Source organism: Collinsella bouchesdurhonensis (assembly GCF_900155365.1).
GTDB classification, from domain to species: Bacteria; Actinomycetota; Coriobacteriia; order Coriobacteriales; family Coriobacteriaceae; genus Collinsella; species Collinsella bouchesdurhonensis.
The window spans coordinates 154,106-168,117 of sequence record NZ_LT699739.1; the positions used below are offsets into that span (position 1 = coordinate 154,106).

Sequence of the window (14,012 nt, forward strand, 5' to 3'; positions counted from 1 at the left end):
CTACTCCTATTCGTCGCCAAAGCTGATGCCGAGCATCTTTGCCTCGCGCACCAAATCGCTACTGGGATTGACATACTTTAGCTTACCGGCGACTTCTTCAAGAGGGGTTCGGCACATTTTCCCATTGTGCTGTGCCACCATGAAGCCAAATTCACCCTCGAGACAGCCGCGGGCGGCCTCGACGCCGCACTGGGTGGCAAAAACGCGGTCTTGGGCATCGGGTTCGCCGCCGCGTTGGGTATGGCCGGGAATGGCGACGCGCGTTTCGCGCCCGGTGACGCGCTCGATGTCTGCAGCGAGGTCGTACGCGATGGAGGGGGAGGTGCGCGTCGCAAGCTTCTTTTTGTACTCCTTCTTGGAGAGCGCGGCGTCCTCCTTGGAGATGGCGCCTTCTGCAACCACGACGATAGCAAAGCGACCGCCGTTTTCGATACGCTGTTCGATGCTTCGCTCTACGGCCTTGAGGTCGTAGGGAATCTCGGGAATCAAGATGATGTCGGCGCCGCCTGCAATGCCAGCATACAAGGGGATCCAACCTACCTTGTGGCCCATGATCTCGATCACAAAGACGCGGCCATGGCTCGAGGCGGTGGTGTGGATGTCATCGATGCACTTGGTGGCGACCTCGACCGCACTGGTGAAGCCAAAGGTCATGTCGGTGCCCCAGGTGTCGTTGTCGATGGTCTTGGGAAGGGCGATGACGTTAAGGCCCTCTTGGCGAAGGCGGTTCGCCGTCTTGGTGGAACCGTTGCCGCCCAGCATGAACAAACAATCGAGCTTGAGCTTATGGTAGGTATGCACCATGGCGGGAACCTTTTCCACGCCGTCGGCTTCGGGGGTATCCAGCTGCTTGAACGGCGTGCGGCTCGTTCCCAGGATGGTTCCGCCGCGCGTAAGGATGCCGCTGAAGTCTGCAGACGTCATAACGCGAAAACGGCTGTAGATGAGGCCCTGATAGCCATCCTCAAAGCCATAGAACTCAACGGGTTTCGGGGAGCAGTTGGTGAGCGTCTTGACGATTCCTCGCATGGTGGCGTTCAGCGCCTGGCAGTCGCCGCCGCTGGTGAGAAGTCCAACCCTGAGCATGGTATTCCTCGCAGTGTGTTTGGTAGTTATAGACAAAGGAAAGTTTACCGCAACTCGTGTCTCTTTACGGGCGTCTGACAAGCCTGTAAACATCATGGTTATGTTGGTTTTCAATCAGGTGATGTTGAGTATGGCGTGCACACACGGGCGCCGTCGCTGGCTAGCGCTCGTACTCGGGCGATGCGGGCGGGGTGCGGGATGCTTCCGGCGCTTTGCCGGTTGGAGGGGATGCCCGGATCGTGCCCCCTGGCGTGCTCTTCGTTACTTTTTGTGAAGGCAGTGGATTCATGGTACAAAAGAGAGCAATGAACCAAAGGCGGGTTCCCAGCTCATGCTGCTATGAGTGAGGGGCCTGCCTTTTTGTGTATTCGCTGCCGCTGTGCGGCTGTCGATCGATAGGAGATGCGAACGATGGACAACGAGCGTTTGAATACAACGCCCGCAAAGGATGCTCGCAGCGAGGTCGCAAACGTGGATGCGTGCGGACTTTCTGTCGAAGAGCGACGCCGCATTGCCCTTGAGGGCGATACCCATGGCAAGAACAAATGGGCGATTCTGTTTACCGTGCTGGTCATGACCTTCATGTCCACGCTTGATTCGAGCATTGTCAACGTGGCGCTTCCCGTGATGCAAAAGGCCCTTGCCGTAAGCCTGAGCGATATCCAGTGGGTCTCTACGGTCTATCTTGTGGCCATTTGTGCCTCGATGCTTATCTTTGGGCGCCTGGGCGATATGTTCGGCAAAGTCTGGCTCTTCCAAGCGGGCGTGGCGCTCTTTGCAATCGGCTCGCTTTTGTGCGGCCTTTCGCATGCATTTGCGATGCTGTTGGTTTCGCGCTGCGTGCAGGGCATCGGAGCTGCGGCGGCTATGGCAAATAACATGGGCATCATCACCGAGTCATTTCCCGCCAAGGAGCGCGGGCGTGCTTTGGGTCTGCTCGCGAGCTTTGTGGCCTTAGGGATGATGTGCGGCCCTGTGCTGGGCGGCGTGATCGTGTCGTCCTTGCCGTGGGAGTATATCTTCCTTATCAACGTGCCTGTGGGCGTTGCATGTTTCGTCGCGGGTTTCAAGACGCTACCGCATGTGCGTCCCGACCGCCGTGGTATCAAGTTCGATCTGCCTGGTGCCTGTGCGCTCGTGCCTGCGCTGGTTTTGCTGCTGTGCTCGATCACCTTTATGGGTGAGGGGGCTTCCCTCAAGATTGCAGGCATGCTGCTGGCCGGTCTGCTGCTCATGGCGTTGTTTGTTCGCATTGAGCTTCATGCGGAGCAGCCGCTTGCGCGCCTGGGCGTCTTTAGCAGCCTTACCTTCAACATCAACGTGCTCGCGACGCTCATCAGCTTTATCGCCATCGGTGCGAGCGAGATCATCCTGCCGTTTTATTTCCAGGATGCGCACGGATTCTCACCGAGTCTCTCCGGTTTTCTCTTTGCGGTGATTCCTCTGGTGAACATCGTGGTGGGGCCGCTTTCGGGTTCTTTATCCGATCGGGTGGGCTCGCATATTCCCACCTGTGTGGGCCTGTTTATCTACTCCCTTGGTCTTGCTGCGGTAGGGTTTCTCAACGAGGACAGCTCGCTTCCGGTGATTATTGCTGCCGTGGCGTTGATGTCTTTGGGCACCTCGACGTTTCAGTCGCCCAACAATTCGCTGTTCATGAGCGCGGCGCCTCTGGATGCCCTGGGTTTTGTAGGGAGCCTTTCCGGCCTTTCGCAAAACATGGGTATGGCTTTGGGCATCTCGGGCGGCATGGCGATTCTATACGGCAAGATGGGCGAGGCTGCGGGAAGGCCCGTGGCGGGCTATGTCGCGGGACGTCCGGACATTTTCTTCTACGGCTACCGTTGGGCTCTCATGAGCGTCGCTGCCCTTGTGGCCGTGGGTTTTGTGCTGTGCCTGGTGCGTGCCCGTCGTGCGCGGCGCTAGCGTGCTAGGCTGGGGTTCATGGAAGAAAAACGCCTGACATATCGAGAGTATGCTGCGTTTGCGCATCAAACGGCGGCCGAGGTTGCCCATGACTGCGAGGTTGGTGTCTTTCGAGCTACCGGTCCGGGAGGGCAGGGCGTTAATACCACCGATTCGGCCGTGCGTATGCGCCATGTTCCAACGGGGATTGTTGTTACCGCGCGTGAGAGCCGTAGCCAGTTTCAAAATCGAGCATCGTGCGTCCGCAAACTCCAGGATGAGTTTCGTCGTCGCGCCGTGCCGCCCAAGGTGCGTCACGCGACCAAGGTCCCGGCCTCTCAGCGCCGTCGCCGCCTTAAGGACAAACACATGCGCTCCGATCTCAAAGCAACGCGCCGCCGCATCACCGGCGACGAATAATGTGACAAAAAGTCCTCAGGTTTATTTTGTCACATCGCGGTGGGGCTTGAGCACAGTGAGGGCTCCGGGCAGGACGCTGACGGTTGCCTTGTGCGCGCGGATTTGCTCGCCATCGGCCTGGATGGGGTAGTCGTCGCCCTCAAAATCAAGAACCAGACGCTCGCCGCGCAGCAGGTGGATGAGCCTGGATTTTACATGTCCACCGTTCTTTGCGCGCAGGAACAAAGGCAGCGCTACGCCGCGGGGGATAGACCCGGCGGCATAGCAGATGTCGAAGAGACCGTCTGTGGGGTCTGCGTCGGGGCAAACCTTAAAGCCAGAGCCATACGTGGGGCCAAGCTGTACCGCAAAGATAAGAGAGCGCAAGCGGCCCAGGTTGGCACCATCTACCTGTACATTTGTGGGATATGTGCGAAAATGCCTGCCAAAGGCGTCAAGCCCGCTTGCCGTGTAGAGCGCGCCGCCGGTAAGGCCTGTGCGTCGGCGGCGCTCTACAGTGTCGATGGCAATAGCCGCGTCGAGGCCAAAGGAAAATGTTTGTACAAAGTACTCCGTACGTGTGGCAGCATCAGCGATTTCCGCCCCAGACGGGACATACTCAATCTTGCCCACATCCATACGGACGGGCTCGTAATCGAAAATCCGCTCAATGGAAGACACTTGGTCTGCGGGAATACCCAGGGTGCGCGCGTAGTCGTTGCCCGATCCCACGGGCACTACGCCCAGGTGAGGGCGCGAGGCGGCATCGATCTGCATAAGCCCGCAGGCGACCTCGTGGACCACGCCGTCTCCGCCCAAGGCAAGAACGGTGTCAAAGCCTTTGGCCTCGCGGGCGAGCTGGATGGCGTGGCCTGCATGTTCCGTACAGACAAGCGAGAACGCATCGGTTTCATGGGAGTAGAGCGCGCAGAAGCGCTGCATGCGCTCGGCTACGCCACGTGCGGCTCCTGACTGGGCGGCGGGGTTGGCGATGATGAGCGTCTTTCCCAGCGAGCTGCTATCTCGAAGCTGCATCCCTTTGGTCCTTTCCGTGCAATGTCCATCTGCACAAGTATGGGGCAGATGGGCTATTAATGTCATGGGAACCCGGCGAGCGTGAATGGAGCGTTATTTGTTATCGTTGCTGGCGGTGCTTGCAGGTTCGCCTTCGATGACTATCTCATGGTGGCGCTCGATAGCATGCTCCACGGTATCTCCCTCGTCAAACTCGAGGGAGCGACGTTTGGGCGTGACGATGCGCTGCGCTGGGTACACGCCGCGATGGCCCGCGACGAGGTAGCTCACAAATGCAACGATCACAAAGTAGGCAGCCGCCTTGCCGCTGAACATGTCGATGCCCAGCATGATAGTGGTGATGGGGACGTTGAGCGCGGCTCCAAAGACGCCCAGGAGGCCAAGTGCGGCCATAAAACTTGGATCGCTTCCGGTGATGGTGGCGATCCATCCGCCAAGCGAGGCGCCGATGCCAAACAGGGGCGTGACCTCGCCGCCCTGGTAGCCCGCGCCCAGAGTGAGCGCGGTGCAGAGTAGCTTGAGGGCGGGATCGTACCAGGTCGTTTGTCCCTTAAAGCCCGAAGCGACCATCCATTCCGAAAGTCCGCCGTAACGTTGAAGGCCAAAGATCATGTACGTGCCCATAAGGACGAGCGAGGAGAGCAACGCTGCCAGGAGATAGCTACGCACGCGATGCCCCCAAAACTTTTTGACCACGCGTATGGAGAACGAGAACAGACGCGCCGCCAGACCAAACACAACGGCGCAGATAAGGACGAGCGCAACGGTGGAAGGCGTCATGGTGGGGACATGGGCAATAGACTGGAAGGAGTGCTGCGTGCCCAGAAGACGCGCCATGCCGTCGCCTGCAAAGGAGGCAACAAGGCAATACATACCCGCGCTATACGTGAGCTTGCCCAGGGTGCACATCTCCATGCCAAAAAAAGCGCCGGCAAGCGGTGTGCCAAAGACGCCGCCAAAGGCAGCGGAGATGCCCGCGAGCATGAGGTCTTTGCGATCGCGTCCGGAGAGCTTGAAGAGCTGGGCCACGTTGCTTGCGATGGTGCCGCCAATCTGCACCGCTGTTCCCTCGCGGCCGGCAGAACCGCCCGCCAGATGTGTGGCGACGGAGCACACAAAGGTAAGGCCTGCCATGCGTGCATGGATGGGTGTGCCGGTAAGGGAGCTGTCAATCACGAGATTGTTGCCGCGTGCCGCACGTAGGCCGTGGGTGCGGTAGACCCAGGCGGTGGCAACGCTCACGACGGGCAGCAGCGCAAAGAGCCAGAGGTGTGCCTCGCGCTGTTCGGTAACAAAATCGAGGGAGGCAAGAAAAGCCCAGGCGGCAACACCCATAAGGGCCGAGACGAGCAGCACGAGCAACAGGAGGCGGAGGCTCGCCTTCATGTTGCGGAGGTCGCGCATAGCGTCTTTGGAGGCAATGCGCGATGCGATGTCCTTGCCAACGTGAAGCTCGTGTTTGAGGGATGAGGCGGGGGAGTGGATGCGTTCCTTGGCGGATGTTGGGGTGTCGTTGGATGCCATGATGCTCGTTCCTGCGCGTTTGCTGTGATGGGGTGAACGTCTGCATTATAGGCGTCTGAGCATTCTTGATGTTTGCGTGGGCGAAATCCTTTTGCCCGTTGCCATATATTGCACGATATATTAGAATTCAAAAGCCTTGGGACAAGCAGGGTCTATTGACTCGAGCTGCCTAGGTTCTTCGGGACGTGGCGCAGTTTGGTAGCGCGCCTGCTTTGGGAGCAGGATGTCGCAGGTTCGAATCCTGTCGTCCCGACCATATTCTTGCGGGCGTAGTTCAATGGTAGAACCCCAGCCTTCCAAGCTGATGACGCGGGTTCGATTCCCGTCGCCCGCTCCAGGAAATTTACAGGTCAGAAGCGGTAACGCTTTTGGCCTGTTTTTAGTCGCAATGAACAGTCGCAAAATAAGTTGAAAAACGTTCCGTTGGTACTGCTTGTCCATTCGCTTGGCTAGTTCGTAGAACGAGGCGCTTTCCCTTGGTAATTATTGGGCATTATTTACTTGTCCCGTCTTTCGGTGCGACGGCCCTGATTATCAGGGCCAAGGTCACTTCACCGATGGCGGAGAGGAGCAGGGAGCCGCTTGAGCATATGCCTCGAGTGGCTCTTCTTTTTTGACTCGTTTTTATTTGAGGCTAAGATTCGTCTGAAATGGCTTTGCGTTGTTTTGGCTGCGGCAGCGAGCTCACAGTCTTACGACCAGTTGCTCTCGTAAGGTCATCTCCGTTGTGTTACGGCATTGCCCTCAAGTTGTTTTTCTGGCGTTCTTCCGGGCGGTTCTGCTTCCAAAGGCCTTCAGCATCTTGTAACACGCAGGAAACGAAACAAGACATTAACAGAATAAAATAAGCCTTCTACCTGCGGCGTTGTGAAACATAAGAAAACGGACCCATCTTGTTTGTTACCGATACGAAACCTCGTCGTATGATAGCTCAGGCTTTTAACACTAACTTTGGAGGCTTACATGAGCTACGCCCAGACGGTCCTCGAGGACCTCAAGGCTCGTTACCCGGAGCAGACCGAGTTCATCCAGGCTGCTACTGAGATTTTGGGCACCTTGCAGCCCGCTCTCGATGCTCATCCCGAGTACGAGGAGGCCGCCATTCTTGAGCGTCTCGTCGAGCCCGAGCGCATCGTTATGTTCCGCGTTCCCTGGGTCGACGATTCCGGTAAGGTTCAGGTCAACCGTGGTTACCGCGTTGAGTTCAACTCTGCGATTGGACCCTACAAGGGTGGCCTGCGCTTTAACCCTACTGTTACGTTGGGCATGCTCAAGTTTCTGGGCCTCGAGCAAATCCTTAAGAACTCTCTGACCACCCTTCCCATGGGCGGCGGCAAGGGAGGTTCCGACTTCGACCCCAAGGGCAAGTCCAACAACGAGATCATGCATTTCTGCCAGTCCTTCATGACCGAGCTGTATCGCCACATCGGCCCCAACACCGACGTTCCCGCCGGTGACCTGGGTGTTGGTGGCCGCGAGGTCGCTTACCTGTTTGGTCAGTATAAGCGCCTGCGCAACGAGTGGACGGGCGTCCTTACGGGCAAAGGCCTGAGCTTTGGCGGCTCGCTCGCTCGTACCGAGGCCACCGGCTACGGCCTGGCGTACTTTGTTGACGAGTACCTTAAGAGCAACGGTGACTCCTTCGAGGGCAAGAACGTTGTTGTTCACGGTTCCGGCAATGTTGCTATTTATGCTGTGCAGAAGGTTGCCCAGCTGGGCGGCAAGGTCCTGGCCTGCTCTGACACCAAGGGCTGGGTCGAAGATCCCGATGGCATCGACTACACCGTGCTCGAGGGTATCTACAACAAGAAGCGCTCCGGTCACGATAAGGGCGTGAGCCTTGCTATGTACGTCGATGAGCGTCCGAATGCCACCTGGCACGAGGGCGACGGCCGCGGCGTGTGGCAGCTTCCCTGCGACATCGCGCTGCCCTGCGCTCGCGAGAACACCCTGCACCTTGAGGATGCCAAGGCTCTGGTTGCCAATGGCTGCAAGGTTGTGGGCGAGGGTGCAAACATGCCCACTACGATCGATGCTACCGAGTACTTCCAGGCCAACGGTGTTGTCTTCATGCCTGGTAAGGCAGCTAACGCCGGTGGCGTGCTTGTATCTGGCCTCGAGATGAGCCAGAACGCTGAGCATCTTTCCTGGACCTTTGAGGAGGTCGACGGCAAGCTCGAGCAGCTCATGCGCGGTATGTTCCACAATGTGGATGACACTGCCAAGAAGTATGGCCATGAAGGAAACTTCGTAATGGGCGCAAACATCGCCGGTTTCGAGAAGGTCGCCGACGCTATGCTCGCCCAGGGCGTTTGCTAGTCGTTACCCCATAGTTAGTTTGGAACGGCTCTCCCCGCTGCGCGGGAAGAGCCGTTCTTTTTGTCAAACGGGTTTGCTGAGGCTAATTCCAGTGGTCTTATGAAAGCCCCTCGTTGATTACTCGTCTCTCCTGCAGACGAAGGGGCTCGAATTGGTGGAAAAACTAAAATATGTACGATTGATCGCCTATTCTCAATGCGAAAAGGTCTGGAATTTCATGCATAAAGCGATCTGTCGGATCGGTTGCATCAATTTATGTGCGCTCAAGTCCTGCCCGAGCAGTTTTGAGCTTAATCCGCTATTTTCCATCGTACATATTTCAAGTTTTCCACCAAAACTAAAATTGCATACTGCACGGTATCGTATATTTATGTCAGTCAGGAGTGCCGTCTGCGAGCGGCGAGTTTGTATTATTCATTTTCGCTATGCTTTTATTCACTTTAACCACGCATCCAAGTGGTCAGTTCGCGCATGAGTTGGTATTGCTTGGTTCGGTAGGCATCGATGTAGTAGCGAAACCGTAATCCCGACTGACGATAGAGCCGTTTAGCAATAGCCTCAAGTGCGGCGGCATCTTTTATCTGCTCGTTGTTGATAGATGTGACTCTGAATCCCATCGCGCTCAGTCCGGCTTCACGCTTTTCATCTTTGATTCGCGATTCCTTTGAGTCGTGAGGGTGGCCCTTATATTCCAGGATTTCACTACCGGCGGGAAACACTAGATCGCCAATTGCATAGGGCATGCTCGACACCGCCGTTGCTTCTTCATTGAAGTTAATGCGATAGTTAGAGATGCCACCTTCACAGGCAAAGCCTCCGCGCGACATCGGAAGACAGAACATTCCAAACATCATAATTTCCATGGGGGAGCGTGCGTCGCCCAAAACATACGGTGCTATAGAGCGTGCTTGAATAAGCCCCGGACACCAGTTGATTCTTTTAATCCAGTTATCGAGTTCGCTTGGAGCGAGCACTGCATTGCATTTGAAATAACGCGTTTTTGGAATGGATATCGATGTGCTAGATGCAGTGATCGGTTCCTCGTTTGAGATGTCCTCCAAATCGGAGTCTGCGAGCCAGTCCTTATAACCTGGTTCTGCGAAGGTTATCTCGCTGCAGAGTTCTTCGAAAAATGCGTATGCTTCTCCAAATGAGTGGCAGTTTGCATATTGGGCTGCAATCATGGCTGGGGAGAGAACATCGATTTCCGGTGCAATATTGCAAAGCGATCCCATAGGGAGCGGCTTTGATGAGACATGCATTGAGATGGGGCCGGCGTGTCTTCGTTTGCTTTGGTTGTTAACCAACAAATGTAGCTTCTCGCCTGGGCTCCAGACGCCCAGCTGTTCCAAAAGGTCGTAATCGATGCAGGCGGTGTTAGCGCTGCTGCGGGAAACGGCAAGTTGAATCTCTCGGGAACTCATAGGCGTCCAACCAAGGCCTTGATATCGGCGACGCTCGCAGCGCAACGCGCGAAAGGCGGAAGCGTCGCAGATGATGATATGGCTTGGTTGGGTTGATTTGGCCATGGTCCCCTCGTATCAAGTTTGATTGATGGCTATATGCCACCTGCGAGGGTGAAATATACTCAGATTGAGCGACCTGGTTGAAGATGGACCGTGAACGGCAGGGGGGGATGGGCCGAGCACCAAACGACTCCCCAAACGATCATTTGCGCTGAGGGGACTCTGCTCGCAGAAACTACCCTTGGCAGATGGGGCACGGGCGATACAGCCTGCTTGCCTCGCTCAGCGTCATCTCGCTTGTGGAGTAGCCACGCTGGCGAAGCAGGCTCAGCTCGTCGCAATCGTAGATGTGATAGTAAGCATTGCCTGCACTTTCGCAAACGTAGACCACGGGCTCGGCAGGCACATTGCTGCTGGACGAAGCGGACTCTCCATCGCCTTGCGCTGGCGTGCCTCCAAGGCTAAATCCACGCTGCTCCTTTATGGGGCCAAAGGGTGCGCTTGTGTACGAAACGCCCGAACCGTCCTCAAGTACGGCGTACTCGGTTACACGAATCAAACACCCAACTGTATCTTCCGACGCAACCACCCATTGTGTGAGCTCATCGGGCTCGCAATCCCAGGGCTGCCATGTGGCGCCTTGGTCGCGCGAAATCTCCCAAAAGCGGGACTCGACAGCTCCTTGCGGAAAGTTATAAACCTCCGGTCGCAGGGTAATGCCCCACTCCATATCACCAGAGAGGGGACCGCATAGCTCGACATACATCTTGCGCGCGGGCTTGGCTTCGGCGGCGGGCTGCGGAGGGAAGATATCGCGTTCCTGTCCGTTGGCGACCCACCAGATATCAAGCGCGATGACCACAAGGACAATGATTGCGAGCAGCGCTCGCTTGCCAGCGTGGGAATCGTTCTTCTTGTCGGTTGCCATGGTGCTGTCCGTTCTCATCGATTTATAGAAACCCATAATAACCCCTCTAAACAATAGCCTTTCGCCTGGACACGCCGTTCGAGTTCGCCCGGCATGAACTCACGGATCGTGTCTGCGCGAGGGATTAGAATCAAAGCGTCACCTAGGTAAAGGATGCCTCGTGAGGGATAAGAAAAGCTTGTTTGAGCAAGTGGCTGTAATAATCTTCGGGCTTTCGCTCATTGCGGGGGCTTGTTTCCTCTTTTTTGCGGTGTGTACACATGCATATAGCGGGCCGATCGCATCCTATAGGGTCAATACCTCTGCGTACATAGGCATGGGCCTTGCCGTGCCCCTGCTGGGATTCATCTTGTTCACGGTCGCGAGCTATGGCCTCAAAGGCACCGCTGAGTACTTTGCCATTCTCATCGGAGGGCTTTTGGGCGCTGCGTTTAGGCTGGCGCTTGCGCTGGCTCTCTTTGCCTCGCCGATCATAGCGTTTTTCTGCATGTTGCGTGGCAACTATGCGAGCGCGGCGGTTTGGTTTGTCTCGGGCATTGTTCTCTACTTTGTGGGGCAAGCGTTCAAGACCGTACCCACTGCCGAGGAGCTCCAGCAAAAGGAACTCGAGCGTGAGAGAAAACGTATCGAGGACGAGGCGCAGATGGAGAAGTGGCGCGAGGACGATTACAAGAAGCGCAAGGTGAAAGCCGGCCTCATGTGCCCCTATTGCTATTCCGAAAACGTCATCCAGCTGGGAACCACGCGCAAGCCATATTCGGTCGGGCGCGCGCTCGTGTTTGGCATGCTTTCGGGCAGTGCGGCGTTGGGCGCGCTTTGCGGCTTTAAAACCCTGGCAAGAATAAGATGATCTGCAGGTCGTGTCACCGCGAGTTTACGGTTAAGCCTAAGTAAGGGGTAGGGCAATGAAACTAACGGATGAGGAACTCGATTCAATCCTTGATAAAGCGGGGCTCGAGCTCGCGCAACCGTATGATGAGAAAGGGAAATACCTAAAGGGACAGTACCTGTTCACACGCTGTAAGACGTGCGGGACTCAGGCTCATTACCGCCTCAAGTACATCTTGGATAAAAACGATATAGGCGAGAAGGTTTGCCGCGCATGCTACTGGACGGACTGGTATGCCGATTGCCGTGTTTTGAGAGACGAGGCGATTCAATCGTTGCTTTCTCAGGGTTACAGCTATAACGACCTGGTCAAACAGGGTGTGATGGACGAAAGAACCGCCTTGCGTCTTTCTCAGGCGCGCGATCTTGCGGAGGAAAACGGTTTCGATCTGATCGACCTTATTTCCGGGAGGCAACCGGGGGATGACCTGCTGCTTGTGAAGTGTCGTGCGTGCGGCAAGCAGACAGTAGAGCGCCCCGGTGATGTTGTGTACGGTTGTACCTGTAAGGGCAAAGGGCCGAGCGTCTCCTAAGTGAGTCTTTGTCAAGGAAGCCCTTATGCTAATAGACGAGGGCGCCATGCAGATTACTTGCACGGCGCCCTCGTTGCGGTTGAGGCAAGAAAACGGCTATCGATAAAACACGTCGAACTCGATCCTGTGGATGCGGGCGTTGTCGGGGCCGGCGTCAGTTGTGCAATGGTGTGCATCGGTCACTTCTGCCCAGACTTCATGGCCATCATTGATTTTCGTGACGATCTTCATGACCTCAGCCTCTTCCTTGGGCGTTGCGCACCAAGGAATGTCACAGAGCTTTTCGCCGTCTGCGGAGACGACGTCGAGCCATGCCGCGTCCTTTGGGATTTCGGGGTCTTGCTCAAAGTAGAGGATGGATCCTGGTCCAAGCGCTTCGCGTTGAATTTCCGCCTCGTCTGGGTCTTCCATCCATTCGGTATCCTCGAATTCCTTTCCCCAAAGGTATCCGTATCCAGTTGTCTTTACACTCACGAGGTACGTTTTGTTAGGTGAGAGGCCATCGGCGAGGCCGGGTTTGATAAAGAAAGCCCCAAAAGCCGAGGCCGCAAGTACGGTAAAGCCGCGACGGGTTAATTCAAGTTCGTTTAAGCCGTCCATATGAATTCCCTTCCTTTGGGTACGGGTTGTCCGCTGTCAAGAAGGGTAGATGTTCGTGGGGACATGGGATGGGGTGTGCGAGAAGCCTGCACCATGCTCTCTGCCGAGGTTTGCTGTGCGAGGCGTTCCTGGCCCGGCCTAATACGGCTTCCATTTAAAGCCGCATTTGCCGCAGCGGTTTACGGTGCTGCCGGCGCCCATGAAACCCCAGATAATCGAATAGCCCCGCTCGCCTGTGGTGACAAGCGTGGATCCGCATTTTGGGCATTTGAGAACCTCGGGCTCTTTTTACTTTGGCGCGGGCGGCATGGGCGACGCGGGCGCTAGCGGCTGGGCAGGAGCTTGGCGGGTTTGCAAGGGCCGGGATACGGCGGAAGGGTCTGGGGTTCCAACTGGTGCCCCGCACGACGTGCAAAAACGAACACCGTGCGGTAACGCCGCCCCGCACGCGGTGCAAAAGTGCTGGCTTTGAGTGCCCGGGTCTGTGCGTGTTGCCTGCACTGTACTTCCGCCGTGGAGAGGATAGCCGCAGTGGACGCAGGCAGAAGCTTTGTCGGAAACTGTGCCGCCACACTCGGGGCAGATGATCAATGACATGATGGATGCCTTCTTTGATGGATATGCGACTGGATGCGTCATATCGCCCTGTTATTGAGTGCGGAACGTTTCCAACTTCTTTCCGTTTTCGGTATGCCACTCGCGCCACCCGTTTGCAGAGTGGCCAAGTACAACATGCGCAGCCGTTGAGGGGGAGGCGCAGGAGACATCTTGCATGAGAACGCCGTTTTGAATATCTGCATTGCGTCTTGCCTCGGGCGCCCATCGGCCTTCCGGAACACTGAGAACATGCGCTCCTGTCTTAACGATAAATTTGCCCTTGGCATATTCCATCGAAGCCTTCGCAATCTTGCCCGCGCGGCTTTTCCGCTTTAGGTAGTACGTCCCCTCAGGGATGCGCGACCAGTCTTCCTTGCTGGAGCGAGCATCGGTTGCGGCGTCGAACGCGGCTTCTTTTGACTCTTCTTTGGGATAAACCTGCTGTCCCTCAAAAGACGAGAGCAGCTGAATTACTAGATCGATATCAAGTGCAAAGAGCTCGGAGCCCGGTACACGCGACTTGGAAAAGATTTCATCGAGTAGGGCTTCTTTTTCGTCGTAATCCTCAACCTCGATGGCGAAGCGTCGCTGGAGTCCTACAACATTGAAATAGCCATTGCGCTCAAGGTGGTACATCCGCTGCTCAAAGTTGTTACAGCCCGTTTTTCCGATCTTGATCAGACCGGGTACAACGGTTGTCATGGCATAAATGATGCCTTTGGTCATGGTTGG

General features: G+C 56.3%; 12 protein-coding genes, 2 tRNA genes and 1 pseudogene. 7 read left to right on the forward strand and 8 right to left on the reverse strand.

Annotated features, from left to right (window positions below; all coding sequences use genetic code 11):
- Positions 1 to 6 precede the first annotated feature (6 nt).
- Positions 7 to 1,086: a 6-phosphofructokinase gene (locus tag BQ9843_RS02675; protein ID WP_075843791.1), complete on the reverse strand. Its 1,080-nt coding sequence runs from the start codon at positions 1,084 to 1,086 to the stop codon at positions 7 to 9.
- A 411-nt stretch (positions 1,087 to 1,497) separates the two neighbouring features.
- Between BQ9843_RS02675 and BQ9843_RS02680 the strand changes: the two genes are divergently transcribed.
- Both BQ9843_RS02680 and BQ9843_RS02685 read left to right on the forward strand, forming a co-directional pair.
- Entirely contained in the window at positions 1,498 to 3,012 is a 1,515-nt protein-coding gene (locus tag BQ9843_RS02680; RefSeq protein WP_083647892.1) for an MFS transporter, read from the forward strand.
- Positions 3,013 to 3,102: 90 nt separating this feature from the next.
- A pseudogene (locus tag BQ9843_RS02685) lies at positions 3,103 to 3,411 on the forward strand (peptide chain release factor-like protein); the annotation flags it as partial.
- A 21-nt stretch (positions 3,412 to 3,432) separates the two neighbouring features.
- Here the strand turns inward: BQ9843_RS02685 and BQ9843_RS02690 are convergent.
- Together BQ9843_RS02690 and BQ9843_RS02695 are read right to left on the reverse strand one after the other, a co-directional pair.
- Complete coding sequence (locus BQ9843_RS02690; protein WP_075843793.1) at positions 3,433 to 4,425, reverse strand: diacylglycerol/lipid kinase family protein; 993 nt, start codon at positions 4,423 to 4,425, stop codon at positions 3,433 to 3,435.
- Between the two features lie 93 nt (positions 4,426 to 4,518).
- Positions 4,519 to 5,949, reverse strand: a complete 1,431-nt coding sequence (locus BQ9843_RS02695; RefSeq protein ID WP_075843794.1) for a chloride channel protein — start codon at positions 5,947 to 5,949, stop codon at positions 4,519 to 4,521.
- A 179-nt stretch (positions 5,950 to 6,128) separates the two neighbouring features.
- Here BQ9843_RS02695 and BQ9843_RS02700 point away from each other — a divergent pair.
- The 3 genes from BQ9843_RS02700 to gdhA all read left to right on the forward strand — a co-directional run bounded on the left by BQ9843_RS02700 (position 6,129) and on the right by gdhA (position 8,268).
- A tRNA-Pro gene (locus tag BQ9843_RS02700) sits at positions 6,129 to 6,205 on the forward strand.
- A gap of 7 nt (positions 6,206 to 6,212) precedes the next feature.
- Positions 6,213 to 6,286 (forward strand) — tRNA-Gly (locus tag BQ9843_RS02705).
- A 626-nt stretch (positions 6,287 to 6,912) separates the two neighbouring features.
- Entirely contained in the window at positions 6,913 to 8,268 is a 1,356-nt protein-coding gene (gene gdhA, locus BQ9843_RS02710) for an NADP-specific glutamate dehydrogenase (protein ID WP_075843795.1), read from the forward strand.
- 440 nt (positions 8,269 to 8,708) lie between these two features.
- Here gdhA and BQ9843_RS02715 read toward each other — a convergent pair whose 3' ends face one another.
- On the reverse strand, positions 8,709 to 9,797 hold the full coding sequence (locus BQ9843_RS02715; protein ID WP_075843796.1) for a hypothetical protein: 1,089 nt from the start codon (positions 9,795 to 9,797) through the stop codon (positions 8,709 to 8,711).
- A 172-nt stretch (positions 9,798 to 9,969) separates the two neighbouring features.
- Complete coding sequence (locus BQ9843_RS02720) at positions 9,970 to 10,698, reverse strand: hypothetical protein (RefSeq protein WP_075843797.1); 729 nt, start codon at positions 10,696 to 10,698, stop codon at positions 9,970 to 9,972.
- A 280-nt stretch (positions 10,699 to 10,978) separates the two neighbouring features.
- Here BQ9843_RS02720 and BQ9843_RS02725 point away from each other — a divergent pair, with 280 nt between their 5' ends.
- Together BQ9843_RS02725 and BQ9843_RS02730 are read left to right on the forward strand one after the other, a co-directional pair.
- Positions 10,979 to 11,512, forward strand: a complete 534-nt coding sequence (locus tag BQ9843_RS02725; RefSeq protein WP_230205558.1) for a hypothetical protein — start codon at positions 10,979 to 10,981, stop codon at positions 11,510 to 11,512.
- Between the two features lie 55 nt (positions 11,513 to 11,567).
- Positions 11,568 to 12,083 (forward strand): hypothetical protein, encoded by a 516-nt coding sequence (locus tag BQ9843_RS02730; protein WP_075843799.1) that lies wholly within the window; start codon positions 11,568 to 11,570, stop codon positions 12,081 to 12,083.
- A 96-nt stretch (positions 12,084 to 12,179) separates the two neighbouring features.
- Here the strand turns inward: BQ9843_RS02730 and BQ9843_RS02735 are convergent, their stop codons facing one another.
- The 3 genes from BQ9843_RS02735 to BQ9843_RS02745 all read right to left on the reverse strand — a co-directional run bounded on the left by BQ9843_RS02735 (position 12,180) and on the right by BQ9843_RS02745 (position 14,006).
- Entirely contained in the window at positions 12,180 to 12,683 is a 504-nt protein-coding gene (locus tag BQ9843_RS02735; protein ID WP_075843800.1) for a hypothetical protein, read from the reverse strand.
- Between the two features lie 288 nt (positions 12,684 to 12,971).
- Positions 12,972 to 13,322: a zinc-ribbon domain-containing protein gene (locus BQ9843_RS08975; protein ID WP_143327612.1), complete on the reverse strand. Its 351-nt coding sequence runs from the start codon at positions 13,320 to 13,322 to the stop codon at positions 12,972 to 12,974.
- 9 nt (positions 13,323 to 13,331) lie between these two features.
- Positions 13,332 to 14,006, reverse strand: a complete 675-nt coding sequence (locus BQ9843_RS02745; RefSeq protein WP_075843802.1) for a DUF4357 domain-containing protein — start codon at positions 14,004 to 14,006, stop codon at positions 13,332 to 13,334.
- Positions 14,007 to 14,012: the final 6 nt, after the last annotated feature.